The sequence below is a fragment of the Brachybacterium sp. ACRRE genome (assembly GCF_022346485.1).
Classification (GTDB): Bacteria; Actinomycetota; Actinomycetes; order Actinomycetales; family Dermabacteraceae; genus Brachybacterium; species Brachybacterium halotolerans.
In genome coordinates, this window is record NZ_JAKRMO010000062.1 from 1 (window position 1) to 25891 (window position 25891).

At 73.3% G+C, this 25891-nt stretch carries 28 protein-coding genes; 14 read left to right on the forward strand and 14 right to left on the reverse strand.

Annotated features, from left to right (window positions below; translation table 11 throughout):
• Both MHY49_RS15430 and MHY49_RS15435 read right to left on the reverse strand, forming a co-directional pair.
• Window positions 1-807: alpha/beta fold hydrolase (locus MHY49_RS15430; protein ID WP_239205591.1), on the reverse strand; the 807-nt coding region annotated here is incomplete at its 3' end.
• A 65-nt stretch (window positions 808-872) separates the two neighbouring features.
• Window positions 873-1757: an oxidoreductase gene (locus tag MHY49_RS15435; RefSeq protein ID WP_239205593.1), complete on the reverse strand. Its 885-nt coding sequence runs from the start codon at window positions 1755-1757 to the stop codon at window positions 873-875.
• 147 nt (window positions 1758-1904) lie between these two features.
• Between MHY49_RS15435 and MHY49_RS15440 the strand changes: the two genes are divergently transcribed.
• The 4 genes from MHY49_RS15440 to MHY49_RS15455 are packed head-to-tail and all read left to right on the forward strand — an operon-like array spanning window position 1905 to window position 3659.
• Window positions 1905-2183, forward strand: a complete 279-nt coding sequence (locus tag MHY49_RS15440; RefSeq protein WP_239205595.1) for a type II toxin-antitoxin system Phd/YefM family antitoxin — start codon at window positions 1905-1907, stop codon at window positions 2181-2183.
• Between the two features lies 1 nt (window position 2184).
• On the forward strand, window positions 2185-2445 hold the full coding sequence (locus tag MHY49_RS15445) for a Txe/YoeB family addiction module toxin (protein ID WP_239205597.1): 261 nt from the start codon (window positions 2185-2187) through the stop codon (window positions 2443-2445).
• Between the two features lie 55 nt (window positions 2446-2500).
• A complete protein-coding gene (locus MHY49_RS15450) occupies window positions 2501-2899 on the forward strand; it encodes a serine/threonine protein phosphatase (RefSeq protein ID WP_239205599.1) in 399 nt (132 codons plus the stop codon).
• 10 nt (window positions 2900-2909) lie between these two features.
• The gene (locus MHY49_RS15455; RefSeq protein WP_239205601.1) at window positions 2910-3659 is read left to right on the forward strand and encodes a VOC family protein; all 750 of its coding nucleotides are present in this window, start codon (window positions 2910-2912) and stop codon (window positions 3657-3659) included.
• A gap of 45 nt (window positions 3660-3704) precedes the next feature.
• On the opposite strand, the gene MHY49_RS15460 is transcribed toward MHY49_RS15455, so the two are convergent.
• The 3 genes from MHY49_RS15460 to MHY49_RS15470 all read right to left on the reverse strand — a co-directional run bounded on the left by MHY49_RS15460 (window position 3705) and on the right by MHY49_RS15470 (window position 6252).
• Window positions 3705-4124, reverse strand: a complete 420-nt coding sequence (locus tag MHY49_RS15460; RefSeq protein WP_200503262.1) for a YccF domain-containing protein — start codon at window positions 4122-4124, stop codon at window positions 3705-3707.
• A gap of 95 nt (window positions 4125-4219) precedes the next feature.
• The gene (locus tag MHY49_RS15465) at window positions 4220-5263 is read right to left on the reverse strand and encodes a cation diffusion facilitator family transporter (protein WP_239205603.1); all 1044 of its coding nucleotides are present in this window, start codon (window positions 5261-5263) and stop codon (window positions 4220-4222) included.
• On the reverse strand, window positions 5260-6252 hold the full coding sequence (locus MHY49_RS15470) for a LysR family transcriptional regulator (RefSeq protein ID WP_239205605.1): 993 nt from the start codon (window positions 6250-6252) through the stop codon (window positions 5260-5262). Before MHY49_RS15470 ends, MHY49_RS15465 begins: the two co-directional genes overlap by 4 nt.
• A 71-nt stretch (window positions 6253-6323) precedes the next feature.
• Between MHY49_RS15470 and MHY49_RS15475 the strand changes: the two genes are divergently transcribed.
• Together MHY49_RS15475 and MHY49_RS15480 are read left to right on the forward strand one after the other, a co-directional pair.
• Window positions 6324-7295 carry an EamA family transporter gene (locus MHY49_RS15475; RefSeq protein WP_239205607.1) on the forward strand — a complete coding sequence of 324 codons (972 nt, stop codon included), beginning with the start codon at window positions 6324-6326 and terminating at the stop codon, window positions 7293-7295.
• Window positions 7292-8116, forward strand: coding sequence for a methyltransferase domain-containing protein (locus tag MHY49_RS15480; protein WP_239205609.1), 825 nt, complete (start codon window positions 7292-7294; stop codon window positions 8114-8116). The genes MHY49_RS15475 and MHY49_RS15480 overlap by 4 nt, the downstream gene beginning before the upstream one ends.
• 22 nt (window positions 8117-8138) lie before the next feature.
• Here the strand turns inward: MHY49_RS15480 and MHY49_RS15485 are convergent, their stop codons facing one another.
• On the reverse strand, window positions 8139-8927 hold the full coding sequence (locus MHY49_RS15485) for a fructosamine kinase family protein (protein ID WP_239205611.1): 789 nt from the start codon (window positions 8925-8927) through the stop codon (window positions 8139-8141).
• Between the two features lie 37 nt (window positions 8928-8964).
• On the opposite strand from MHY49_RS15485, the gene MHY49_RS15490 reads away from it, so the two are divergent.
• On the forward strand, window positions 8965-9216 hold the full coding sequence (locus tag MHY49_RS15490; RefSeq protein ID WP_239205613.1) for a hypothetical protein: 252 nt from the start codon (window positions 8965-8967) through the stop codon (window positions 9214-9216).
• Between the two features lie 66 nt (window positions 9217-9282).
• Window positions 9283-10218, forward strand: a complete 936-nt coding sequence (locus tag MHY49_RS15495; RefSeq protein WP_239205615.1) for a CPBP family intramembrane glutamic endopeptidase — start codon at window positions 9283-9285, stop codon at window positions 10216-10218.
• Here the strand turns inward: MHY49_RS15495 and MHY49_RS15500 are convergent.
• Together MHY49_RS15500 and MHY49_RS15505 are read right to left on the reverse strand one after the other, a co-directional pair.
• A complete protein-coding gene (locus MHY49_RS15500; RefSeq protein WP_239205617.1) occupies window positions 10208-11731 on the reverse strand; it encodes an APC family permease in 1524 nt (507 codons plus the stop codon). The genes MHY49_RS15495 and MHY49_RS15500 overlap by 11 nt on opposite strands.
• Window positions 11732-11898: 167 nt before the next feature.
• The gene (locus tag MHY49_RS15505) at window positions 11899-12690 is read right to left on the reverse strand and encodes an SDR family oxidoreductase (protein WP_239205619.1); all 792 of its coding nucleotides are present in this window, start codon (window positions 12688-12690) and stop codon (window positions 11899-11901) included.
• A 184-nt stretch (window positions 12691-12874) separates the two neighbouring features.
• On the opposite strand from MHY49_RS15505, the gene MHY49_RS15510 reads away from it, so the two are divergent.
• From MHY49_RS15510 to MHY49_RS15520, 3 genes are all read left to right on the forward strand, one after another.
• Window positions 12875-13291, forward strand: a complete 417-nt coding sequence (locus MHY49_RS15510) for a 2TM domain-containing protein (protein WP_239205621.1) — start codon at window positions 12875-12877, stop codon at window positions 13289-13291.
• A 21-nt stretch (window positions 13292-13312) separates the two neighbouring features.
• Window positions 13313-14191 (forward strand): alpha/beta fold hydrolase, encoded by an 879-nt coding sequence (locus MHY49_RS15515; protein ID WP_239205623.1) that lies wholly within the window; start codon window positions 13313-13315, stop codon window positions 14189-14191.
• Window positions 14192-14312: 121 nt separating this feature from the next.
• A complete protein-coding gene (locus MHY49_RS15520) occupies window positions 14313-16577 on the forward strand; it encodes an FUSC family protein (RefSeq protein ID WP_239205625.1) in 2265 nt (754 codons plus the stop codon).
• Between the two features lie 43 nt (window positions 16578-16620).
• Here MHY49_RS15520 and MHY49_RS15525 read toward each other — a convergent pair whose 3' ends face one another.
• Window positions 16621-17925, reverse strand: coding sequence for an MFS transporter (locus tag MHY49_RS15525; protein ID WP_239205627.1), 1305 nt, complete (start codon window positions 17923-17925; stop codon window positions 16621-16623).
• A gap of 396 nt (window positions 17926-18321) precedes the next feature.
• On the reverse strand, window positions 18322-19188 hold the full coding sequence (locus MHY49_RS15530) for an EamA family transporter (protein WP_239205629.1): 867 nt from the start codon (window positions 19186-19188) through the stop codon (window positions 18322-18324).
• Between the two features lie 106 nt (window positions 19189-19294).
• Between MHY49_RS15530 and MHY49_RS15535 the strand changes: the two genes are divergently transcribed.
• Window positions 19295-20272: an aldo/keto reductase gene (locus MHY49_RS15535; RefSeq protein WP_239205631.1), complete on the forward strand. Its 978-nt coding sequence runs from the start codon at window positions 19295-19297 to the stop codon at window positions 20270-20272.
• A gap of 40 nt (window positions 20273-20312) precedes the next feature.
• Here MHY49_RS15535 and MHY49_RS15540 read toward each other — a convergent pair whose 3' ends face one another.
• Window positions 20313-20723: a MerR family transcriptional regulator gene (locus tag MHY49_RS15540; protein ID WP_239205633.1), complete on the reverse strand. Its 411-nt coding sequence runs from the start codon at window positions 20721-20723 to the stop codon at window positions 20313-20315.
• 40 nt (window positions 20724-20763) lie between these two features.
• On the reverse strand, window positions 20764-21594 hold the full coding sequence (locus MHY49_RS15545; RefSeq protein ID WP_239205635.1) for a phosphotransferase: 831 nt from the start codon (window positions 21592-21594) through the stop codon (window positions 20764-20766).
• Between the two features lie 83 nt (window positions 21595-21677).
• On the opposite strand from MHY49_RS15545, the gene MHY49_RS15550 reads away from it, so the two are divergent.
• Entirely contained in the window at window positions 21678-22343 is a 666-nt protein-coding gene (locus MHY49_RS15550; RefSeq protein ID WP_239205637.1) for a flavin reductase family protein, read from the forward strand.
• 52 nt (window positions 22344-22395) lie between these two features.
• Here MHY49_RS15550 and MHY49_RS15555 read toward each other — a convergent pair whose 3' ends face one another.
• Window positions 22396-23913: a dicarboxylate/amino acid:cation symporter gene (locus MHY49_RS15555; RefSeq protein ID WP_370646189.1), complete on the reverse strand. Its 1518-nt coding sequence runs from the start codon at window positions 23911-23913 to the stop codon at window positions 22396-22398.
• A 184-nt stretch (window positions 23914-24097) separates the two neighbouring features.
• Between MHY49_RS15555 and MHY49_RS15560 the strand changes: the two genes are divergently transcribed.
• The gene (locus MHY49_RS15560) at window positions 24098-24922 is read left to right on the forward strand and encodes an IclR family transcriptional regulator (RefSeq protein WP_239205639.1); all 825 of its coding nucleotides are present in this window, start codon (window positions 24098-24100) and stop codon (window positions 24920-24922) included.
• Window positions 24923-24944: 22 nt separating this feature from the next.
• Here MHY49_RS15560 and MHY49_RS15565 read toward each other — a convergent pair whose 3' ends face one another.
• Entirely contained in the window at window positions 24945-25781 is an 837-nt protein-coding gene (locus MHY49_RS15565; protein WP_239205643.1) for an aldo/keto reductase, read from the reverse strand.
• Between the last annotated feature and the right edge of the window lie 110 nt (window positions 25782-25891).

The window sequence follows — 25891 nt, forward strand, 5'->3', positions numbered from 1 at the left end:
GGGGGAGGAAGGGGGCGTGGTCTCGAGCATCGGGAGGACCTGCTCGAGGATCGGCTCGGCAGGGGCGAGGGTCGCGGCGTGGGTGCGGCCGGGCAGGGGGACGAAGCGCGCGTCAGGCATCAGCGCCGCCGCGCGCTCGGACTCCTCGAAGCGGGGATGGTCGCGATCCCCGGCCATCCACAGCGCGGGGACCGGGCACGCGGAGAGCTCGGCGTCGGGGATGCCGGGGGTCGTCTCGGTCGCCGTGAACAGGGCGGCCATCGCAAGGGGGTCGGCGGCGAGGAAGGCGGTGCGGGTGCCGCGGTCGCGTCGGCCGGTGACCTCGGGTCCCAGGCCCTGCGCCTGGCAGAAGCCCTCCATGCCCTCGCTGCGCAGGGTCTCGACGGTGCCGGGGAAGAACACGGTGTCCACCGAGCCCTGCTGCGCGGAGGCGGAGCCGCCCAGGGAGACCAGGTGCGTCACGCGCTCGGGACGGCGCACGGCCGCGGTGACGGCGATGCGCGCGCCGAGCGAGTAGCCGATCAGCGCCGCGCGCTCGATGCCCTCGGCGTCGAGGACGGCCATCAGGTCCGCGACGAACGCGTCCTGGGCATAGGCCGACGCCTCGTGCGGGGCGTCGGACCGTCCGTGCCCGCGCAGGTCGATGCGGATCACCGTGCGCTCGCTCTTCAGCGCGTCGACGTACCCGTAGGCGCGCCAGATCGCGCGCGAGAGCACGGAGCCGTGGAGGAGGACGACCGCGGGCCCGGAGCCGGTCACGTCATAGGCGATGCGGGCGCCGTCGGCGGGGGAGGGGATCTTCGGCACGGGCCGACGGTAGTCCTCGGCGCGCAGGAGCGGCAAAGCCGTCCCGCGCGCCGGGGCGTGCCCGGTCAGTGGCCGACGGGGGACTCCTCGACCTTCGCGAGCTGCAGGAGGTCCTCGGGGTCCAGCGCGATGTCGTCGACCGCGAGGTTGTCCTCGAGGTGGGCGACGGAGGCGGTGCCGGGGATCAGCAGCACGTTCTCGTACTGGGCGAGCAGCCAGGCCAGAGCGACCTGCGTGGGCGCGACGCCGTGCTTCTGGGCGACGGCGGCGATGCGCGGATCGGCCGCGATCTTCGCGGGGCCGCCCGTGAAGGCCGAGCCCAGCGGGAAGTACGGGACGAGGGCGAGGCCGTGCTCGCGGGCGACCTCGAGCGCCTCCTGCCCGGAGCGGTCCAGGATCGAGTAGGGGTTCTGCACCGAGACCACGCCGGCCGCCTCGACCGCGCGGCGCACCGTGGCGGCCGGGACGCTCGAGATGCCGATCTGGGCGATCTTGCCCTGTTCGCGCAGCGTCACCAGGGCGGCGAGCTGCTCCTCGAGGTCCGGCTCCTCGCCGCCGGGGGCGTCGAGCTCGTAGCGGCGCAGGTTCACCATCGCCAGCTGCTCGGTGCCCAGGGCGCGCAGGTTCTGCTCGACCTGCTCGACGAGCTGATCGGGTTCGCCCGCGGGCAGCCACTCGCCCTTCTCGCCGCGCTGCGCGCCGACCTTCGTCACCAGACGCAGGTTCTCGGGATAGGGGTGCAGGGCCTCGCGGATGAGGTCGTTGACGACGTCGGGGCCGTAGAACTGGGCGGTGTCGATGTGGTCCACGCCGAGCTCGACGGCGCGGCTCAGCACCTTCTTGTTGTTCTCGGGATCGGCGGGCGGCCCGAAGACGCCCGGGCCGGCGAGCTGCATGGCGCCGTATCCGACGCGGCGGACGGCGAGGTCTCCGATATGTCCAGTGCTCATGGGGGACATCCTGCGCCTCGGCGACCGGGAGCGCCAACGGGTGCGCTGTGGGCGGAATGAGTCTCGGCTCTCGACGAGCGCTCCGGCGATGCGTACACTTTTCTGTACAGGTTGTGATCGGAGTGCGACACGAGGGAAGAGGCGGCCATGAAGACGATGAGCTACACGGAGTCCCGTGCGCGCTACGCAGAGGTGCTCGATGGCGTCGTCGACGATCGCGAGGAGGTCGTCATCACCCGCGCGGGTCATGACCCGGTCGTGATCCTCTCGCTCGAGGACTACGAGTCGTTGCGCGAGACCGCGTATCTCATGCGGTCGCCGCGCAATGCTCGTCGTCTCCTGGATGCGATGGAGCGGCTCGAGTCCGGAGCCGGGAGCGCGCACGAGCTGATCGAGGACGACGGTCCGGATCCGGAGCGGGCCTGAGATGCGGCTCGTCTGGGACGAGAACGCATGGGAGGACTACCTCTGGTGGCAGGCGCAGGATCGCAGGGTGCTCCGCCGCATCAATGCACTCCTCAAGGACATCGCCCGGAACGGGAACGAGGGGATCGGGAAGCCCGAAGCCCTCAAGCACGACTTCGCCGGCTACTGGTCCCGCCGGATCACCGACGAGCACCGGCTCGTCTACAAGCTCGTGGACGCGGAGGAAGTGCGCATCGCCGCGTGCCGGTACCACTACGGGTGAGGCCGGCGGGGAAACCCCTCGCCATCCCCGGCGGCGCCGCGTAGATTCGCACGCCATGAGCACTGGAGCCTCCCCGCGTCCCGATGCGGCCGACGTCTTCGACCACCTGCGCGCCGAGGACGGCGAGCACGTGGGCTATATGGAGATGACCGCCGACGGCGGCTTCGTCCCCTACGACCTGCTGTGGCAGCGCCGCGGCGAGCCGATGGACCTCGACGAGGCGGAGGCCGTGCTCGACGGGATCGGCCTGCGGCTGCTCGCCGAGGACTGGCTGCTGCAGGAGGAGGCGGGCTGGACGCGCGTGCGCATCCGCGAGATCGATCGCGACCGCGTCGTCGTCGGCCGCGCGATCGAGAACATGTCCGCCCACGTCGCCAAGGCCATCGACCTGGTGGGAGGCATCGACGTCGCGCTGCCCACCGACCGGCTGCGGCTCGCGGACGCCGCGAGCTGAGGGGGACGCCGTGCACCTCGAGAACATCGTCATCGACGCGGTCGATCCGCACCGCCTGGGCGGCTTCTGGCGGCAGCTGCTGGACGCCGAGCCCCTCACCGACGGGCTGGAGGGCGTCGAGATGCGCGTGCACCTCGATCCCGGGACCGACCCCGAGCCGGGCGCCTTCCTCGACGTCTGCCTCCAGCCCGTCCCTGTGCCGCCGACCGAGCCGCTGCGCCTGCACCTCGATCTGCTCGGCGGGACCGCGCAGGCCGAGATCGTCGAACGGGCTCTCGCCCTCGGCGCACGGCACCTGGACATCGGACAGGGCGACGTGCCGTGGGCGGTGCTGGGCGACGTCGAGGGCAACCCCTTCTGCGTGATGGAGGAGCGCGCGGCCTATCGCGGCACGGGCCCGATCGCCGCGCTCCCGCTCGACTCCGCCGATCCCGCGCGCGACCGGGAGTTCTGGTCGTGGCTGACGGGATGGACGCCGGTCGCGGGCGTCGCCGACGCGTCCCTGCGCCATCCCTCGCGCCGCGGGCCGCTGCTCGAGATGTGCGCGGAGCCCGCCCCCAAGGGCGCGGCCGACGGCAAGAACCGGATCCACCTCGACGTGCGGCTCGGAGCGGGGGAGGACGCCGATGCGGTCGCAGCGGAGATCATCGCGCGAGGCGGCGCCGAGCAGCACCCCGACTGGGGCGACCTGCCCTGGCGGGTGTTCACCGACCCCTCGGGCAACGAGTTCTGCGTGCTGCCCGCGCCGTCGGGGGCCTGAGCCGACGGCGCCGACGGGGCGGTCCGCCTCCGCCGATCGTCGGCCTCAGCGGGCGGTCGGGAACATCTGCGCCCGGGCATCGGAGGAGGAGATGACCTCCTTGCCGAAGGGGAAGCAGGTGACCGGGATCAGCTTGATGTTCGCCCAGGCCAGCGGGATGCCGATGATCGTGACGGCCTGCGCGACGGCGGTCAGCACGTGCGCGATCGCCAGCCACAGCCCGGCGACCAGGAACCAGATCACGTTGCCCACGGCGCTCATCGCGCCGCCGCGATGGGTGTCCACGACCTCGCGCCCGAAGGGCCAGATCACGAAGCCGGCGATCCGGAAGGACGCCAGGCCGAAGGGGATCGTGACGACCAGGATGCAGGCGATGATCCCGGCCAGGACGTAGCCGAGGAACAGCGACCAGCCCGCGGTGAGCAGCCAGATGATGTTCAGGATCAGGGTGAGGATTCCACGCATGCCCCGATCGTAGGCGGGGCGGCGCGGGGGCGTCGATGGGGGTTTCCCCCGGTCCTCGGCGTGCGGTTCTCGGGCCCCGGCCCGGACCCGGGCCCTCAGCCCTCGTCGTCCGGCTCGTACCAGTCGGGCAGCGGCGAGGGCTCGAGCCGGGTGGTGTCCCCGGGGCGCGCGAGCGTCAGCAGCGCGCGCTCCACGTCGTCCTCGCGCTCGAGCAGATCCTCCACGGCCTGCACCTTCTCGCGCAGCTCGGACTCCTTGACGTCGCCGACCACGTCCACGGAAGCGACCACGAAGAGCTTGTTCGCACCGATCCACTCGGTGTGCAGGAACGTGACCGTCTCGATGTCGGGGTTCTCCTCGAGGATCCCCAGCAGGCGGTTCCTCACCAGCGGCGTCCCGCCCTCACCGGTGAGCAGCGAGGCGTTGCGGCCGATGAGGATCACGGCGATCACGCCCAGCAGCACGCCGACGAGGATCGAGCCGAGCGCGTCCCACATCGCGTTCCCCGTGATCTGGTGCAGGAACAGTCCGAGTCCCGCGATCACGAGGCCCACGAGCGCCGCCGAGTCCTCGGCGAACACCGCGCGCAGCATCGGGTCGGACGTGGTGCGCACGTAGCGCAGCGGGCTGATCCGGCGCCGCTTCGCCCCCGCGCGCGTCTGGCGCAGAGCCTGCAGGAACGAGGTGCCCTCGAGCAGGAAGGAGATGCCGAGCACCACGTAGCCCCAGGTGTAGTCGGCCCCCTCGTCGCCGCTTGCGCCGAGCGACTGGATGCCGTGCCAGATCGACACCCCGGCACCGACGGCGAACAGGCCGATCGCGGCGAACATCGCCCACACGTAGCCCGAGCGCCCGTAGCCCATGGGGTGGGCGGCGTCGGCCGGCTTGCGGGCCCGCCGCTCGCCGATCAGCAGGAAGACCTCGTTGCCGGTGTCGGCCCAGGAGTGCGCGGCCTCGGCGAGCATCGAGGCGGATCCCGTGAGGGCCGCGACGATCGATTTCGCGATCGCCACCAGCAGGTTCGCCCCGAAGGCGAGGATGACGGTGAGGCCGCTGCCGGAGGATTCGTCGGAGTCGTCCCCTTCCTGCCGGGTGGGCGCGAGCGGCGCCGGGTGAGCCTCCTGCGGGGCTGTGCTCATGCCTCGTCCCTCTCCTCGTGACCGGTGCTGCGGGCCCTGGCGTCCGATGGTCCGGCCGTCGACTGTCCGCCCGCCCATTGTGCGCCCGCGGCGGCCCGCGTCGCCGCGTCGGCCGCCTCGCGCAGCACCTCGAGCACCCGCCGCACGGCCGAGCGCTGCGCCGCGTCGGGCCGCATCAGGGCGCTCACGTGGCGCAGGGTGGGCACGCCCTCCACGGGGCGCAGGGCGATCCCGCGATCGGTGCGCGTGGTGAAGCGCGGGAGGATCGCGAGGAGGTCGCTGCGCGCGACGAGGGCCTCGATGAGGTGGTTGTCGCGCAGGCGCTGGGCCACGCGCAGGGGCGTTCCCGTGGCCAGCGAGATCGTCTGCAGCACGCGGTCGAAGGGGAACCCCTCGGGCACGCCGATCCACTCCTGGTCCGCGAGGTCGGCGGCGGTGAGGGACGCGCGGCAGGCGAGGGGATGATCGGCGGCCATCGCCACGTCCAGGGGCTCCGACCCCAGCGGGACGACCCGGCAGCGCTCGCTGCCCTTGGGCGCCGGACCGGCGAGCGAATGGCCGATGACGATGTCGTGGTCCGCCGTGAGCTGGGCGAAGGCGGTCTCGGCGATGTCGTCGTCGTGCAGGACGAGGTCGATCCCTGAGCCCTCGAGCGTCGACACCAGCTGCGGGTAGAGGTAGACGGCGGCGCTCGCGAGGGCGAGCACGTCGACCGTGCCGCTGGGCGCGCCCAGCAGGTCGTCGAGCCGGGAGGCGACCCCGGCGACCGCCTCGGCGACCTCGTCCCCGCCGCGGGCCAGCAGCTCGCCGGCCTCGGTGAGCCGCAGGCCCCGTCCCTGCGGGCGCACGAGCTGCACGCCCAGGTCGCGCTGGGCGGCGCGCAGCTGCTGCGAGACCGCCGACGGGGTGCGGTGGGTCGCGGCGGCGACGGCGGTGACGCTGCCGCGCGCGGCGAACTCGCGGAGCAGCTCCAGATGACGCACGTCCATGCAGGAACGCTACAACGACGATGCAGAACTCTGCGATTGTGCTGAAGGGATCGCGGGTGCACCGTGGACCCATGCCCAGCCGCCACCGCCTCCTCGCCATCGCCGTCGCCGCGATCTGGGGCGTCAACTTCCTGGCGATCGACGCCTCCCTGGCCCAGTTCCCGCCGCTGTTCCTGGTCGCCCTGCGCTTCGCCCTCATCGCGATCCCCACCGTGCTGCTCGTGCGCCCGCCGCAGGTCCCGCTGCGCTGGCTGCTGGGCTACGGGCTCGGCTTCGGCGTCGCCCAGTACTCCCTGCTCTACATCGCGATGACCCTGGGCATGCCCGCCGGCCTCGCCTCCCTCGTGCTGCAGGCCTCGGCCCCGTTCACGGTGCTCCTCGGCGTCCTGTTCACCCGGGAGTCGTTGGGCCGGCGCGCCGGGATCGGGATCGCGGTGGCGGTCCTCGGCCTCGCCGTCGTCGGCTGGCACCGGGCGGAGAACGCCGCCATCTGGCCCTTCGTCCTCACCCTGCTCGCGGGCCTCGGCTGGGCGATCGGCAACATCTGCACGCGCGAGGCCCGTTCGACCCAGCCCCTGCGGCTCGTGCTCTGGATGTCGGTGATCCCCCCGATCCCCACGCTCGCACTCTCCCTCCTCGTCGAGGGGCCGCAGCGCATCGCCGCCTCGGCCGACGGTCTCCTGACCTCCCGCGGCCTGCTCGCGATCCTCGGCCTGCTGTACACGGTGGTCATCGCGACGCTGGTCGCCTCGGGGATCTGGAGCTGGCTGATGTCGCGCCATCCCGCGGGCTCCGTCGCGCCCTTCTCGATGCTGGTGCCCGTGGTGGGGATGAGCGCGGCCTGGATCGTGCTCTCCCAGGGCGTCGCCCCGCTCGAGCTGGCCGGAGGAGTGCTCGTGGTCGGCGGGGTGCTGCTGGCCTCGTGGGTGCCGGGGCGGGCCCGACGGGCCCGACGGGTCGAAGTGGCCGTGCCCGACCAGGAACGTCAGATGGCGAGACCTGCGCCCGGGGCCGAGGAGGCGCGCGTAGCGTCGCGCCCATGAGCGAGCACCCCGGTCACGGCCACGAGCACCACTACACCCATGGCTACGAGGACGCGGTGCTCTCCTCCCACCGCCACCGCACCGCCGAGAACTCGGCCGCGCACCTGCTCCCGCACCTGCGCGAGGGCATGCGCCTGCTGGACGTCGGCAGCGGCGCGGGCACGATCACCGCGGACCTCGCCCGCATCGTCGGCCCCGAGAACGTCACCGCGATCGAGGTCTCGGAGGAGTCCGCGGGGATCACCCGCGACGAGCTCGCCCGCCAGGGCCTCGAGGGCGTCGAGGTCCGCGCGGCCGACGCCCACCACCTGCCCTTCGCGGACGGCTCCTTCGACGTCGCCCACACCCACCAGGTGCTCCACCACGTCGCCGATCCCGTGCGCGTGCTGGCCGAGATGCGCCGCGTGACCGCGCCCGGCGGCATCGTCTCCGCCCGCGAGGCCGACTACGGCGCCTTCCGCTGGTGGCCCGAGCTGCCGGGCCTGGACCGCTGGCGCGAGCTGTTCATCGAGGCCATGGCCGACAACGGCGGCACGCCCGACGCCGGCCGGCGCCTGCTGGGCTGGGCGCTCGAGGCGGGGCTGGGCGACGTGGAGCCCGGCGCGGGCACCTGGTGCTACGCGACTCCTGCCGACCGCGCCCTCTGGGCCGGGTCCTCCTCGCAGCGCATCACCGCGGGCGCCGTCGCCCGGCAGCTCCTGGACGCGGGCCGCGCGAGCCAGGACGAGCTCGACGCCATCGGCGAGGACTGGAGGCGCTGGGCCGACGACCCCGCCGGCTGGTTCGTGCTGCTGCACGGGGAGATCATCGCGCGGGTGTGACGGGAGCGCGCTCGGGCCGTGCTCAGCCCGCGAGATCCCGGGCGCGCTCGGTGATCCGCTCGGCGACGCGCACGCTCTCGGCCCCGTAGCTCCCGCCGAACAGCACCACGTGCGCGAGCAGCGCGAAGAACAGGTGCGCGGGGAGGTCCTCGCGCCAGCCCGTCGGCATCGGATGCGCAGCCTCGTAGCCCGCGAGGATCGCGTCGAGGTGGGGCGCGCCGAACATCGTCAGCAGCGCGAGGTCCTCGAGGCGGTGGCCTCCGTGCGCCGAGGGGTCGATGAGCGTCCCGCCCGACGACGTCCACATCAGGTTCCCGGACCACAGGTCGCCGTGCACGCGCGAGGGGTCCTCGCGTCCCTCGCCGCTCACGCCGTCGAAGGCGCCGCCCGCGATCGCCTCGATCGCGCTGTGGACGGCGGCGGACCCGTCGGCCCCGAGCTGCGGGGCGGCCCGACGGGCCAGCGGCTCCAGGCGGTCCTGCGCCCAGAAGGCCGCGAAGTCCTCGCGGGCGGTGGTCGGCAGCTCGAAGGGGCTCTCGAGCGGGCCGAACCACGAGGTGTCCGACGGAGCGGCGCCGAAGCCCTCGGCGCCCGCGTCATGGAGGTGGGCGAGGCGCTCGCCGAAGGCGCGGGCGTCCTCCGGGGACGGCCGCACCGACTCGAGGCGCTCGAGCCGCAGATGATCCGCGCCCTCCTCGAGGACCTCGACGACCGGCACCGCGCGCGGTGCCGCGAGCCAGGCGAGGCCCGCGGCCTCGGCGGCGAAGAAGCCCTGCGGGGCGCCGGGACGCTGCTTCACGAAATCAGTCATGTGCCACCGTAGGCATGACGATGGAGAGGAGACCACCATGACCGACGACGAATCCGCCGACGAGAAGCAGCCCCGCAATCCCCTGCGGCGCGGAGCGATCCCCTCGCTCCCGCCGACCGCCGCCTTCCCCTGGTCGCGGCCCGATGAGGGCATCGAGGAGGTCTCCGAGGCCGAGAGTGCGAGCGAGACGGATCCCCGCCGCGACGCCGACTTCCTGGACAGCGGCACCATCACCCTCGACGTCCCCGCGGAGGGCGAGGAGGGGTCGGGCAGGCACGACGCCCCCTGACCCGGGGACCCGACGGTCCGGGCCCGGGCCGGGACACGGGAGCCCAACGGGTCCATGATCGGTGCCATGAGCACCTCGGCCCCGCCGCCCGCCCTCCGCCCGACGGACCCGCTCGACTCCATCGACCGCAGCGACCGCCGTCGCTGGCTCCAGCTGATCCTCGGGGTCGTCCTCTTCCTCGTCGCCGAGGTCGTGATGGGGGCGGTCTCGGTCCTCGCCTCCGTCCTCGCCGGCGGTGACGTCGCGGACGGGCCGATGCCCTGGGCCTTCCTGCTCGGTGCCGTGATCGCCGCGGTGGTCGGGGTCGGCGGCTTCCTGGTGATCGTCGGGCCCGTCGGCCGGAGCCCGGGTCTCGCCCTGCGCGGGCGCGGCAAGCTCGCGGAGCTCGTCGTCGGCCTCGTCGTCGGCACCGTGCTGATCTCGCTGAGCGTCGCCCTGATCGCCCTGCTCGGCGGCTACCGGGTCACCGGCATCGCGGCCTCCCCGCAGCTGCTCGCGCCCCTCGCGATCGGCATCGGCGCCGGGTTCGTCGAGGAGATCTTCTTCCGCGGCATCCTGCTGCGGATCATCGACGCCTGGATGGGCAGCTGGGGCGCGCTCGTGCTCACCTCGCTCGTCTTCGGCTTGATCCACCTCACGAACGACGGCGCGAGCCTCGCCAGCTCCCTGGGGCTCGTGGTCGAGGCGGGGAGCCTGCTGGGCGCCGCCTACCTGCTCACGCGCCGGCTGTGGCTCGCGATCGGCATCCACATCGCCTGGAACACGGTGCAGGCGGGCCTGTTCTCCTCCGTGGTCTCCGGCACCGGGCGGCAGAACGGCCTGCTGATCGCGGACATCGACGGGCCGACGTGGCTGACGGGCGGCTCGATGGGCATCGAGGGCTCGCTCGTCACCGTGCTCGTCGGTCTCGCCGCGGGACTGGTGATGCTGGTGCTCGCGGTGCGGCGCGGGAGGATGCTCGGGCCCGTCGGCCGACGGGCGAGGAGCGGGGTCAGCGGCTGATCCCGGAGTCCTCCACCGCGGCCGACTCCGCCGCGACCGTCTCGCGCCGCAGACCGCGTCCGGCGACGAAGCCGAGGAGGGCGATCGCGATGATGAAGACGATCGTGCCCAGGGTGAGCGCCTCGAAGGCCGTGTAGGGCACGCCCATCGCGCTCGAGAAGTCGTAGTGGACGCCCAGAAGCGTCTCCAGGGTCCCAGGGAACACCGAGACCCAGGAGCCCAGCGCCACGAACGCCGTGGTCACGACGCCCAGCGCCGCGAACACGCCGTTCGGGCCGGGCACGCGGAAGGGCCGCGGCTGGTCCGGGAAGCGCAGGCGCAGGCGCACGGCCGCGGGGATCACCAGCAGGTAGCTGAACAGGTAGGTGGTGATGGCGACGGAGAGCACCACGTTGAACAGCGCCGCGCTCGAGCCGGTCAGCTGCATCGCGGCGATCATGAACACCGTCGCGACCGTGCCGGAGAGCAGGTTGACGCGGATCGGGGTGCCCAGGCTCCGGTGGAACTTCCCGAAGAAGCCGCCGAAGAAGGAGCCGTCGGCCGCGGCGATGGCCTGCATGCGGTCGGACATGATCATCCAGGCCGCGCCCTGCCCGATGTTCGCGAGCAGGAACAGGGCGACCGCAGCGGTGAGCACGACGGGCGCCGCGGCGCCGTAGACGGAGAACACGGTCGCGACCGCGCGCAGCAGACCGGAGACCCCGTCGATGTCGGAGTGGGGGACGACCAGCAGGATCGTGAAGACCGGGATCAGGTAGAGCACACCGGCCATCGCCGAGGAGCGCAGCACGGAGAAGGCGACGTCCTTCTCCGCGTTCTTCATCTCGCCCGAGGCGCTCGAGCCCGACTCGAAGCCCAGGAACGCGAACAGCAGCAGCGGGGTCAGGGTGATGAAGCCCTGGACGGTGGGGGAGAAGTCGCCGATCGCGAGGCTCTGCACGCCGTGCTGGGCCGCATAGATGACCGCGGTGAGGATGAACAGGGCCAGGAACACGATCTTGCAGACCGCGCCCATCGTCGGGATCCACTTCGCGCGTTTCAGGGAGAGGATCGCCGCGAGCACGGTGATCCAGATGAACGCGGTCTTGAAGGCGTAGTCGGCGAACGAGCCCGCCGCGAAGTGCACGAGGTGCTCACGGGCGGCCTCCGCGCACAGGAACGCCATCGACCCGCCCACCCACACGGGCTGCGTGATCCAGGTGAACGCCGAGGCCACGGCGGCGGCGGGGCGGCCGAAGGCCTGCCGGACCCACAGGTACACGCCGCCCTCGCCCACGAACGCGGAGCCGGTCTCGGCGAAGACCAGCGCGTAGGGCACCAGGAAGACGATGATCAGGAAGACCAGCCAGGTGAACGTCTCCGGCCCCTGCGAGGACACCGAGCCCAGCATCTCGAGGCCGACGACCGCCGAGACCACGATGAATACGATGTCGAAGCGCCCGAGCGTCCGATGCAGCACCCGGTTCTGCTCCTCGGCGAAGCGGGTGCTGCCATCGGGGCCGATCTGGGTCATGCCGGGTGCTCTTCTCTGGCGGGGGGTGAGGGGGAGCGCGGAAGGCGTCCGGGTGACGGGACACCGCCTCTGCGCCGGGGCGAGCATAGTCTTCGCGGCCGCGTCCGCGCCCCGGCGCCCTCGATGCGGCCGGGGATCCTCACACCGCGGGCCTCACACGGCGGGCGTCACACGGCGGGCGTCGCGAACCCTCCGTTGGACAGCAGCAGCTGGCCGCGGATCCAGCCGCCGCGCGCCGAGACCAGGAACCGCACGAGGTCCGCGACGGTGCTCGGGGCGCCGAGACGCCCGCCGGGGGTCTGGGCGGCGCCGGCCTCGCGCACGGCGTCGTCCATCCAGCCGGTGTCGATCGGGCCCGGGTTCACCACATTGGTGCGGATGCCGCGATCGGCGAGCTCGTGCGTGCCGGCGAGGACCAGCCTGTCCAGCGCGCCCTTGGTCGCGCCGTACGGGAGGTTGTGGGCGGTGTGGTCGCTGGTGAGGGCGACGACCGCCCCGCCGGGCGTGTCGTAACCGATCTCCACCTGCTCGGCGAAGGCCTTCAGCAGCAGCCAGCTGGCCCGCACGTTCACCGCATAGTGGCGGTCGAAGCTCTCGACGGTGGTGTCGAGGATCGCCGAGTCCACGGATTCGCAGTGGCACATGACGAGCGCGCCCAGCCGGCCCAGCTCGGCGCTCGCGGCGCCCAGGATCCGCGGGGGCTCGGCCGGATCGGACAGGTCGCCGGGGACGAGGACCACGCGCCGGCCGAGGCCGCGCAGCTCCTCGGCGAGGACCTCGACGTCGGAGGGCTCGGCGTTCACGCGCCGGTCGTAGTCGTCGGAATAGCTCAGGGCGAGGTCGAAGCCGTCCTCGGCGAGCGCGCGGGCGATCGCGGCGCCGATCCCGCGGCGCCGACCCACGCCGGTCAGCAGCGCGGCGCGGGGGAGGGGGAGGTCGTCGGTGTTCTGGTGCGTCATGGGGCGGACGCTACGCACGGGCGTGCAGGTGGGCAACGGGATTATCGGGCGGCCCGGCCGACGGGACAGGAGGGTTGTCCTGGTGCGGACGTGACAGCTGTCAGGGGAGGTCGGGACGGGCGCCGCCTAGCGTCGAGTGCATCGACAGCACACGCGCCGACGGCGCTCGGCCAGGAGGATCACCATGGATCGCTTCGACGACAGCTTCCCCCGCTCGGACAGCAGCGGCACCGGGACGACGGGGCCCGAGTCCCGCTCCCCGGAGGCCGAGTACGAGGACCGCTCGCGGTGGGAGGACAGGCAGTGGGGCGGGAGCCGCCGCGGTGAGCGCGGCGACGCGGAGACAGATCTCCGCCGTCGCGCCGTCGACCGCCTGCACGCCCGTCGCAACCTCGTCATGAGCCTTGCCGTGTACGTCGTCGTGAACGGCATGCTCGTGGTGTTCTGGGCGCGCAACGGCGGCGGCTTCTTCTGGCCCTTCTTCCCCATCGCCTTCTGGGGCATCGGGCTGCTCTGGCAGGTGCTCGGCGTCTTCGGCGGCGGGGTGAGCGAGGACCGGATCCAGGCCGAGATGCGGCGGCTGGGCGGCGAGGGCCGCTGACGGCCCGATACCGTCGGCCCCATGCGCATGATCCCTCTCGCCGACGGCACCGAACTCGCCACCTGGACCGACGGCGAGGCCGGGGTCCATCCGCCCGTCGTGCTCGTCCACGGCGGGCCGGGCCTCTGGGACGACCTCGGCGACCTCGCCGCCCTGCTCTCCGACCAGGCCCTCGTGCACCGCTACGACCAGCGCGGATGCGGACGCAGCACGCCCAGGCCCGTGCCCGAGGAGCAGCTGACTGTGCGGCGGTCCGTCGCCGACCTCGAGGAGCTGCGCGCCGCGCTCGACGCCCAGCACGGGGGTCACGAGCGGTGGATCGTCGTCGGCCACTCCTTCGGCGCCTCCCTCGCCCTCGCCTACGCGGGTGCGCACCCCGAGCACGTCGCCGCCGTCGGCTTCCTCAGCGGCACGGGCATCGGGGACTGTCGCACGGACTTCCGCGCCGAGCGCGATCGCCGCCGCGGGGCCGCCGGGATCACCGAGGAGCTCGCCCGGCTCGACGCTCTCGGACCGGAGGTACGCTCCGGGGAGCAGGAGACCCGCTGGCGCGCCCTGCAGTGGGCCACCGACTTCGCCGACACCGCCGACGGGGCCGTGCGCGCTGAGCGCCTCGCCGCCGTCGGCCTGGACATCGAGCACACCGCGAACCGGCTGCTGGCGGCCGATCCCTTGGTGGCCGACGACGCCCTCGTCGCCGCTCTCGAGACGATCGAGGCACCGGTCTGGTTCCTCCACGGGCTCGCTGATCCGCGGCCGGTCGCGGGCGTCGTCGCGCTCGCCGCCCATGCGCGTCGCGGACGCAAGCGGATCATCGAGGGCGCCGGACACTTCCCCTGGGTCGAGCGGCCCGAGCGCACCCGCGAGGTGCTCGAGGAGGTACTGCGCTCGGCAGGATGAGCGGGGAGGGGACGACGACAGGCAGGGAGCGCTCGGGAGGCGCGGCTAGACTCCATGGGTCCCCGACACCCCTGCCGCCCGAGGAGGCTCCCGCCCAGTGCCGCCGCTGCTCTCGCGCCCGTTGGACGCTCTCATCGCCTCCGATCCGGGTCTGAGCAGACTCCGCATGGGGCTCGCCGGGGCCTGCTGCGTCGCCGCGAACCTCGCCGCCGAGGCGCTGCTGGGGACAGCCCTGCACCTGGAGCCCGCCGCGCTGCTGCCGACGATGATCCTCGGCGCGGTGATCGCGATGATCGGCTCGAACGCGCTCGCGCGGCCGATGGCCCGCGAGAGCCTGCGAGCCGCCGTGTTCTTCCCCGTGGCGATGGGCGTCGGCCTCGTGGTCGGGACCCTCGTCGGCGGCTCCCTGTGGCTCTCGCACCTCGTGTTCGTGCTGGTCATGTTCGGTGCCGTGTACGTGCGGCGCTTCGGCCTCGACTTCTTCTTCTACGGCTTCCTGCTGTGGATGGGGTTCTTCTTCTCGCTGTTCCTGCGCCCCACGCCCGATCAGCTGCCGCACCTGATGCTCGCCGTGGTGGTGGGCACCGCGGTCGTCGCCCTGCTGTGCACCACGGTGTTCCGACCCCATCCGCGGCGCACGCTCGCGCGGGTCTTCCGCAGCATGGTCGCGCGCCGCAGCCGACTGCTGCGGCTCATGGCCTCCCGGCTGCGCGCGCAGTCGGAGCGGGACCGTGACCGGCTGACCCGCCGCGTCTTCGACGAGCGCCAGCTCTTCGACGAGATGGTGCTCATGAGCGACGGATGGGCGGCGAACGCGCGGGCGCTGCCGGTGGGCTGGAGCGCCGAGACCCTGCGCCGCAGCCTGCTCGAGGGGCAGCTCTCCCTGGACCTCGTGGGCTGGGCGTCCCTGCACCTCATGCAGGCGCCGCCGCGCGTGCGCTCGCTTGCGGCCCGCGCGCTGGTCCACCTGGCCGATGGCGAGGACGAGAGCGCCCGCAGGGTCGCCGCGCTGCTCGAACGGATGATGGCGCGCGAGGGCGCTCCCGGGCAGGATCCCGCGGCCGACGGGGCGATGGACACAGGCCGCCTGCGCCCCGAGGTGCGCTCCCTGGCTCGCGGCATCGACGAGCTCGTGCGACGGCCGGCCGATCCCCATCTGCCCCCGGACCTGGAGCGCAACGCCGAGTTCACGCCGGCCGCCGCGCTCACCGGACTGGGCATGCTGCCGGGGCCGCCGTCGGTCGCCAAGGACGTGCGCGCCCGCGGCGCCCGCTGGAACCCCGTCGTGCGCACGCAGGCGACCACGCGGCAGGCCGTGCAGGTCGCGATCGCCGGTGCGCTCGCGATCCTCGCGGGCACCCTGATCAGCGACTCCCGCTACTACTGGGCGGTGATCGCCGCGTTCGTCGTGTTCACGGGCACCGGCACCCGCATGGACTCCTTCGGCAAGTCCCTGAACCGCGTGATCGGGACGGTGCTGGGCCTGGTGGTGGGCATCGCGCTCGCCGCCCTCACCGCGGGCCACCCGATGATCGAGCTCGCGGTCATCCTCATCAGCGTCTTCTGCGGCTTCTACCTGATCCGCATCTCCTACGCCTACATGATGCTGTTCGTGACGATCCTGGTCGCACAGCTCTACGGGATCCTCGGACTGTTCTCCGACGCCCTGCTCCTGCTGCGCCTCGCGGAGACCGTCGCGGGCGCGGGCATCGGCGTGCTGGTGGCGCTGCTGTTCGCCCCGGTCAGCACGCGCGACACCGTGGCGCGTGCGGAGCGCGAGGTCGCCGCGTCCATCGGCGACCTCATGGAGGGGACGGCCCGCGCGCTGCGCGACCCGGGTCCGGGGACCCCGCACGAGGTCGACGCCCTGCTGCTCGCGACGATCGGCGCCCGCAGGCGACTCGCGCTCGCGGCCGCGCCGATGACGCGCTACCACCTCACCGAGCACCGTCCGCGTCGGGTGCGCCGCCGGCTCACCGTGGTGGCGACCTCCGTGAGCATCGCCCGCACCGTGACCAGCCGCGTCATGGCACGGACCACGAGCGAGAACCCGATGGACCCGGCGGACCCGGCGGGTCCATCGGGGCCGGCGGACGCGCGCACGGTTGATCCGCGGGTGGCCGACGCCTGCGATGCCGTCGCGGCCCTGGCTCGCGACGTCGCCGACGAGGAGCGGGTGGCCGAGGTGAGCGCGGTCGTCGGGGCTGCTCGTGCGTCCGAGGACCGGTCGATGGGCTCCCCTGCCGCCCCTGCCGCCCCTTCCACCCCTTCCACCGCTGGCGCCCACGCCGCTCGCACCGCGCGGACCTGGGAGGACGAAACGCTCGAGCAGCTGTCGATGCTCGCCCGCTCCCTGCGCGAGATCGGCCACCCGGCGGCGCGCTGACCGAGGGCGGCGTGCCCGCGGCCTGCGACCCGGCCCCTGCTCCTCAGAGGTGCTCGGTGGGCCTCTCGAGCAGCTCCTCGGCCTCGTCGATGACCTCATGCTGCGAGGCGGAGGGAGCGGCGGCCCTGCCGAGCGTCGCGTTCACGAGAGCCGAGAGCACCACCAGAGAGGCCGCGCCGGCCGGCAGCCACATGGCGGCCTGCGCCCCGACGTTCTCGGCGAAGGCGCCGGTCAGCGCCGAGGCGCCGGACTGGCCGACGATCGTCGCCGAGCCCAGCATCGTCATCACCGTCGCCGAGCGCCCGCGCGGCGAGCGGTCCGCGGCCAGGCTGTACAGCGTCACGACCGTCGGCCCGATCCCGATGCCCGCGATCGCCATCGCGCCCGCGGTCCCGGCCAGGCCGCCCGCGAGGCTGAAGGCGATCATCGCGGCGAGCATCAGGGCGGAGAACACGACCCAGCGCCAGCGCAGCGCGAAGCGCTCGGGGAACAGCGAGATGCTCAGCGCGAGGATCGTCGAGCCCACGCCCATGATCCCGTAGACGAGCCCGGCGGAGTCGCCGTGGCCGGTCTCCGCGAGGAAGGCCGTGAGCGAGGTGAGGACGGTGCCGAAGAAGAGTCCGACGCCGAGCGCGCCCGCGACCACCACGAGCACGCGCGCGCTGCGCAGCTCCCGCGCCGGCGCCTGGACCACGGGGGATCCGGTGGCCGGCGCCGCGACGCGCGCCGTCGGATGCAGCGCGAAGGCCGTGACGAAGACGAGGGTGAGGACCGCCGCGCCGATCATCGGGGCCGCGGCGCTCATCGTCGTGGCCAGCAGGCCGACCACGACGGGGCCGAACACGAAGGCGGTCTCGTCGGCCGCGGACTCGTAGCCCATGGTCGCGTTGAGGCTCTTCGCGCGGCGCGCCGAGGGCAGACGGGTGAGGATCAGGTGCACGAGGCGGCTGCGCGAGAGGGGGCCGATCTGCGGCGACGACGCCCCGATCACGAAGCCCACGGCGAGCACCGCGGGATCGGGCAGGGAGCTGAAGGCCACGGCGGCCATCGCGAGCAGGGCCAGCGAGTTCACGATCCCCGCGAGCAGGATGACCGGGCGCTGGCCGATGCGGTCGGCCGCCGCGCCCAGCAGCGGGCCGATGAGCGCCGAGCCGAGGCCCACCACCGCCGAGTTCAGTCCGCCCAGTGCGATCGAGCCGCGTGCGGAGACGACGAGGGTCAGCGTGCCCACGACCATCATCGCGAACGGGAAGCGGGCCACGAACGCGATCGGGAAGTAGGCGAGGCCGGCGGCGCGCGTCAGGGTGGTGGCCTGCGGGGCCGTCGTCGGGTGCTGCGGCGAGGTCATCGATCCTCCGGACGGTGGGGTGCCGCCTTGGACGGCCCGCACCGGCGGAGAACTGCCGGATGGTCTGCGGACCCGAGGTGATGCACTGCTGATGGGACGCTGGGAGCCTATCCGGGGGCGCCGCCCCGGGGCCAGGGATCCGGCCCGGGACGGCCGCGGAGGTCACAGATCCGGCGGCGCGGGATCGCACCTCATGTCCGGTGGGGCGCGGTACGGCGCACAGTGCGCGCCGCGGGGCACGGGGCACGGGGCACGGGGTACGGGCGCGGGCGCGGGCACCCGGACCGGGCACGGGTCGCCGGCGGGTGGTTGTCACGGAAGGGCCGCTGGTGAGGAGCCATGGCGATATCGCCACGGCTCCTCACCAGCGGCCCGTCCGCGACAGGCCCGGCCGGATCACGACACGATGAGGACGATGCCGCCCAGCACGATCGCCGCCCCGAGCACCCGTCGCACCGGGTCGGGCTCGCGGAACAGCCACCAGGCCAGCAGCGATCCCACCACGATCGAGGACTCGCGGGCGGGTGCCACGAGCGAGACCGGCGTGGTCCGCATGGCCTCGAGCACGAGGACGTACGCGAGCGGCGAGAGCACGGCGACCACGCCGACCTCCCGCCGCCGTCGGCGCAGCACCCCGCCCACCGGCGCGGCGCGCCCTCGACGCAGGGCGCCGGGCGTCATCGCGAGCGCCTGCAGGGTGCAGCCGAAGGAGAAGTAGACGACGGGCGCGAGGGACCACGTGGTCACCGCGTGGTCGTCCCAGAGGGTGTACGCCGCGATGCCGGCGCCGGTCGCGACGCCCCAGGCGATCCCCGTCGACGCACGATGCCGCAGGGCGCGGGCACCTCCGGTGGCGACGACCACGATCCCGGCGATCACCACCACGGCCCCCGCGATCGCCGGCCACCCGGGGCGCTCCCCGAGCACCGTGAGGGCGAGCACGACGGTCAGCAGAGGGCCCGTCCCGCGGGCGACGGGGTAGACGACGCCCAGGTCGGCGCGCTGGTAGCCCGTCTGCAGGCACAGCTGGTAGGCGATGTGGAAGACCGCGGAGACCGCGGGGCCCACCAGCAGCTCCCAGCCCCACGGCCACCCTGCGCGGGCGAGGAGCACGAGCCCCAGCGGCAGCCACAGCACCGCGGAGAAGACGTTGTACCACCACACGAACACGTACCCGTCGCCGCTCGCGCGCTTCGCGGCGAGGTTCCAGAGGGCATGCAGCACCGCGGCGGTGAGCACGAGCGCCAGGGCGGAGGGCGTCATGGGCGCTCGGCCGGCCTCGTGGTCGCGCAGGTGCGGGGTGGCATCCGAGAAGGCTACGCGGAGGCCCCTTGACCTGGAGCGCGCTCCAGCATCCATGCTCATGCGCATGGCACGCATCGCAGCACCCGCACCCGCCCTCCCGACGACGCCCGCACAGCCCGCCCTCGGCACCATGCACATGGGCACCCGCCTCGACGAGCGCGAGAGCTTCGCGCTCCTGGACCGCTTCGTCGAGCTCGGCGGACGCTGGCTCGACACCTCCGACAACTACTACTTCGACCAGGACCCCTCGGGTCGCGGCGGGCAGAGCGAGGCCGTCATCGGCCGCTGGCTGCGCGCGAACCCCGGTGCGCCGGTCCGGATCAGCACCAAGGTCGGCGCCGAGCCGAACCGTCCCGGCGGGTTCCCGGACGATCTCGAGGGACTGTCGCCGGAGGCGGTCGACCGCGCGCTCTCGCGCAGCCTCGAGCGTCTCGGCCTCGACGCCGTCGACCTCTACTGGGCGCACATCGAGGACCATGACGTGCCGTTCACGCAGGTCGTGGAGACGTTCGGGTCCCTCGCGGCCGACGGGCGCGTGCGCGCCTGGGGTCTGTCGAACCATCCCTCCTGGCGCGTCGCCGAGGCCCGACTCCATGCCCGGGACGCGGGTCTGGCGGGTCCGTCGGCCTACCAGCAGCGCTTCTCCTACCTGCAGCCGCTGCCCGGCACCGAGGTCGAGGGCCAGCCCGTGGAGCTCGGCATGCTCGGCGCCGACGGGCTCGACCTGCTGCGCAGGGACCCCGCGCTGGCCGGCTGGGTCTACACGCCGCTGCTGCGCGGCGCCTACGACCGCGCGGACCGTCCGCTCGCCCCCGAGTACCGCCATCCCGGCAACGAGAGGCGCATGACCGCCCTCGCCGAGGTGGCAGACGCGCGCGGGCTCAGCCGCGGCCAGGTGGCGCTCGCCTGGCTCACCGGCGGTGCCCCCGCCCTGGTGCCCATCATCGGCGGCAGCAGGATCCCGCAGCTCGAGGAGGCCTGGCGAGGAGCGGCCACCGTGCTCACGGCGGAGGAGAGGGAGACCCTCGACGCTGCGGGATGAGGGCCGACGCCGTCGGAGGGGCGGACTCGCCCCGCGACCGTCACTCCTGCGGTCGGTCGCGCGCGCCGTAGTAGGCGATCTTGTCGTCGAGCACCGCGAGGGCCCGCTGAGTCGCCCGCTGCCGCTCCTCGAGCTCGGTGCGGCGCTCCTCCAGGAAGGCGACGCGATCCGTGGGTTCCGCGCTCTGCGCGAGCAGCCTCGTGAACCGTCGCAGGTCCTCGATGCCGAGGCCGGCGTCGCGCAGGCAGGTGACGATGCCGATCCAGGCCACGTCGTCGGCGGAGTACCGGCGACGGCCGCCGGCGTCCCGTGCGATCGGGCCGATCAGCCCCTCCCTCTCGTAGTAGCGCAGGGTGTCGAGGCTGAGCCCGGTCGCGGCGGCGGCGTCCGCGGGGGAGCGGTCGGCGCGGTCCGGGTCGACGGCGGTGCGGGGCTGGTCGGCGGCGTCCATGTCCCGGAGGGTACCGGGGCGGCCGGCGGTCTCCGCGCGCTCAGCTGAGCGCGTCGCGCCACTCCTCCTCATGGGCGGCGGCGAACGCGGCGGCCGCCCGCCAGTGCTCGCCGTGACCCGTCACGAACATCGAGCCCCACGGCTCCCTGCCCTCGGCGTGCGAGCGCGCGAGCAGGTCGTGCATCGCCTGCGCGCGCTCGGCCACGAGCCGCGGCAGCTGGGCGCGCAGGTCGGCGTCGGCCCCGTAGCCGTCGACGACGAGGGCCCGCAGGCGCACGGCGACCTCCGCGGGGTCGGCTCCGGCGACCATGCCCGAGAACGTCTGCGCCGCATAGGCGAGGTCCCACGCGCGAGTGCTCGGCCCGGCGCCGTCGAGGTCGATGAGGATCATCCGCTCACCGTCCACCAGCAGGTTCCAGGGAGCGATGTCGTGGTGGCAGATGAGCTCGGGCGGTGTCGGGGCGGGCAGCAGCACCTCCCAGCGGGCGCCGTCCGGCCGGGGTCCTTCGTGCCGGTCGACCGTGGTCACCGACGTCGATCCGAGTGGGAACCGGTCCCTCGGCAGCGCGGCGCTCGCCTCGTGCACGGCGCGCACCAGGCGGCCGACGCGCTCCAGCTGGCCGACGTCGAGCTGGCCCATGTCCATCGCGAGGACGCCCGGCGCGTGCTCGATGATCTGTCGCCCCCGGTCGTCGCGGCCCAGGTGGGCGGGGACGTCGATGCCCGCCGCGCGCAGCGCCTCCGTGTACCGGGCGACGAGCGGCGTGCCCGCGAGCCACGGCTTGCGCACGGTGTCGCCGACGCGCACCACGCCCGCGCTCGCGTTGCCTCCGCCGAGCGGGATCTCGCGGGCGTCGTCTCCGGTCTCCACGCCGGGGACGGTATCGCGCAGAGTCCGAGCACGGCGACCGATTTCCACTGGTCGCGGGCCCGGTCGACGCGGACGCTGGAGCCATGGAACCTGTGTCTGCACCGTCCGCCATCCCGTCGATCGCTCGCGCCGCGGAGGACGCCGCTCCCCTCCACGAGCGCATCGACCCGGCGATCCTCTACTTCGGGACCCCGGTGGTGCTGGTCAGCACGCTGAACCCGGACGGCTCGCCCAATCTCGCACCGATCTCCTCCGCGTTCTGGATCGGCCGCACCGCGGTGCTCGGCATCGCCGAGGAATCGCGCACCCGCGAGAACCTCGAACGGGAGGGGGAGGCAGTGCTCGCCCTGCCCTCGTCCGAGCAGGCGGGAGCCGTCGACGCCCTGGCGCTGACCACGGGCTCGCCGGAGGTCTCGGAGCGCAAGCGCCGTCGCGGGTATCGCCACCATGCCGACAAGCTCTCCCTCGCCGGACTCGCGCCGCGCCCCTCGATGCACGTCCGGGCGCCCGGCGTCGCGCAGTGCCCGGTGCTGATGGAATGCCGGCTGGAGCGCTCCCGCGGTGCGGTGTGCGAGCTCGAGGTGATCGCCGTGCGGGTGCACGAGAGCGTCCGCGATCCCGAGCGGGCCGACCACATCGACCCCGATCGCTGGCGCCCGCTCATCATGAGCTTCCAGCGGCTCTACGGCCTGGGCGCCCAGGTGCAGGAGTCCCGGCTCGCGAGCATCCCCGAGGACCTCTACCGATGAGTCGGGGTGCGCGCGGCCCCGGAGGGCACGCGCGCACCCCGCGCGGAGAAGCTCAGGCCTGCGGGCGCGCCGCCTCGGCGGCCTCGGTGCGGGTCTCGCCGCCCGCGGCGTGCGCAGCGGGATCCGCGAGGGCGTCCGGTGCCGGAGCGCCGGCCTCCTGCTCGGCCACCTCGGCCTCGACCTCGGCGAACGCGTCCGCCTCGGCCTTCTGATCAGCCTGGATCTCGGCGAAGGAGGTGCGCACGGAGTCGTCGTAGGCCCTCTGGTCGAGGATCTTCTCGCGCTTGGCGACGATCACGGCGACCAGGGACTGGCCGGTGACGTTCAGGGCGGTGCGGCCGATGTCCAGGATCGGGTCGATCGCGAGCAGCAGGCCCACGCCCTCGAGCGGCAGGCCCAGGGTCGACAGGGTCAGGGTGAGCATGACGGTCGCGCCGGTCATGCCGGCGGTCGCCGCCGAGCCCAGCACGGAGACCAGCACGATCAGCAGGTAGTCGGTGATCCCGAGCGGGACGCCGAAGAAGTTCGCGACGAAGATCGCGGCGAGCGCCGGGTAGATGGCGGCGCAGCCGTCCATCTTGGTGGTCGCGCCCAGCGGGATCGCGAAGGAGGCGTAGTGGCGCGGCACGCCCATGCGCTCGGTGACCGTCTGGGTCATCGGCATGGTGCCCAGCGAGCTGCGGGAGATGAAGCCGAGCGAGGTCGCGGGCCACACTCCCCGGAAGAACGAGCCGATCGAGAGGCCGCTGGTGCGCAGCAGGATCGGGTAGACGACGAGCAGTACCAGCAGCATGCCGATGTAGACGTCGGCCACGAACACGCCGAGCTGCCCGATCGCGTCCCAGCCGTAGCTGGCCACGGCGTTGCCCAGCAGGCCCACGGTGCCGATCGGGGCGAGGCGGATGACCCACCACAGCAGCTTCTGGACGATCTCGAGGGCGGAGCCGGTGATCTTCAGGAACGGCTCGGCCTTCTCGCCGACGGAGAGCACGGCGATGCCCACGGCGATCGAGATGACGAGGATCTGCAGGGCGTTGAAGCTCAGGGAGACCGAGCCGTCGTCGCCCGCGCTGCCCTCGATGCCCAGGAAGTTCGAGGGGACCAGGCCGATGAGGAAGTCGAGCCAGGTGCCCTGGGTGTCCGAGGCCTGCGCGGCGTCGGCCGAGACGCTCGAGTTCGCGCCGGGGCTGGTGATCGCGCCCAGGCCGATGCCGATGAGCACGGCGATCAGCGAGGTGATCGCGAACCAGAGCAGGGTCTTCCAGGCGAGGCGGGCGGCGTTCGTGACCTTCCGCAGGTTCGCGATGGAGGTGACGATCGCGAGGAAGATCAGCGGCGGGACCAGGGCCTTCAGCAGCGTGACGAAGGCGGTGCCGATGGTGTCCAGGGTGGTGGTCAGCCAGTTGGCGCCCTCCTCTCCGCTGCCGGGGCCCATCGCCGAGGCCACGAGGCCGAGGACGACGCCGAGGACCAGGCCGATGAGGACCTGCCAGCCGAAGGGGATGCGCGCGATCGCGCGCAGCGGGTTGCGGGTGCTGCGCGGGGCGGGGGAGGGGGTCGTGGTGCTCACGAGGGACGACGTTAGGAGCACGCCCCGGCGAGGTCAATGCCTTGACCATAGGGTCACATAAGCAAGGCTATGGATCTGGTCGGTCGGCCTCGGTGCGTGCGCGCGGAACCGGGCGGTGCGCCGCGGAGGAGATCGGGTCGACGAGTCCGACGTTCCGGGCGAGCGATGGCATCCTGGTCGGACTATGGCATCCCGAACCCCGGACCAGACGTCCCCGAAGCCGCCCAAGGCGCCGGCCGCGGACGCCACCCTGCGCGTGCTGACGTACCTCTCCTCGCGGCGGGCGCCCGTCGCCGCCGCGCGCGTGGCCCAGGACCTCGAGCTGCCGCGGTCGACCACGTACGACCTGCTCGGGACGCTCGTCGCCCACGGCTATGCGCTGCATCTCCCGCAGGAGAGGCTGTACGCGCTGGGGCCCGCGGCCTACGAGGTCGCCGTCGGGTACATGCGCCATGCGCCGCTCGCGCGGGTGGGCCGGGTCGTCCTCGAGCGCACCGTCGATGCCATCGGCGAGTCCGGGCACCTCGCGGTGCTCCACGGCCGCGACGTCCTCTACGTGGTCGAGGACCGCGCGAAGGGGCGCGGCAGCCTCGTCACCGATCAGGGCGTGCGTCTCCCTGCGCACCTCACCGCGACCGGCCGGGCGATGCTCGCGGCCCTGCCCCTCGTGCAGCTGCGCAGTCTGTTCACCTCGCGCGAGGATCTCGTGCCCCGTCGGCCCGGGGTCGGTCCGACGACGCCCGCGCAGCTCGCCGCGATCCTCGAGCAGGTGCGCCGCGACGGCTTCGCCCGCGAGGACGGCGAGATCACCCCCGGGTACCGCTCGGTCGCGGCGCCCGTGCTCGACCACGCCGACTGGCCGATCGCGGCCATCGGCCTCACCTGGCAGTCCAACCGCCTGGGCGAGGACAGGGTCGCCGAGTGCACGCGCGCCGTCCAGGCCGCGGCGGAGGAGGTCGCCCGCGCCGCGACCGGCCGACGCCCCCGCGAGGAGCGCGCCGAGGACTAGGGCCCCGCCGGGCCGCGGCGGCTCAGAACTCGATGCCCGCCGGATCGGCGCCGATCCGGCCCGCCTCGCCCCGGTCGAGGGCAGCGAGGCGCTCGAGGTCCTCGTCGCTGAGCTCGAGCTCGGCGGCGGCCAGGTTCGAGACGATGCGCTCGGGGGTCACGGACTTCGGGATCACGATGTTCCCGATCGCGAGGTGCCAGGCGATGACGACCTGCGCGGGGGTGGCCCCGTGCGCGGCGGCGATCTCCGTGATCACCGGGTCCTGGAGCAGTTCGCCGCCCTGGCCCAGGGGCGACCAGGCCTCGGTGAGGATGCCGTGCTCCCGGCCGAAGGCGCGCAGATCCTCCTGGGCGAAGTCGGGGTGCAGCTCGATCTGATGGATCACCGGGGTCACGCCCGTGGCCTCGATGATCTCCTCGAGCTGTGCCTTGGGGAAGTTCGAGACGCCGATCGAGCGCGCCTTCCCCTGCTTCTGCAGCTCGACGAGCGCCTTCCACGCCTCCACGTGCTTGCCCTGCTTCGGCTTCGCCCAGTGGATGAGGTAGAGGTCCACGTACTCGAGGCCCAGGCGCTCGAGCGACGCGTCGAGAGCGGCGATCGCGCGGTCGTGGTCGTGATCGTCGTTCCACAGCTTGGTGGTGACGAAGACGTCCTCGCGCGGGAGGCCGGAGGCGCGCAGGGCGCGGCCCACGCCCTCCTCGTTGTCGTACGCCTTGGCGGTGTCGATGTGGCGGTAGCCGGCCTCGAGGGCCTGGCCGACGACGTCGGCCGCGACCTCGTCCTCGACCTGCCAGACGCCGTAGCCGAGCTGGGGGATGGTGTTGCCGTCGGCCAGGGCGATGTTCGCGACGCTGCTCATGGTGCTCCTCGTGCGGGTGCGGGTTCGGGTGTTGGTGCGGGCGGAGATGCGGGAGATGCGGCGGTGGTGCGGGCGGGCGCCGGATGCGACGCGGGGCGGGCGCTCCGGGG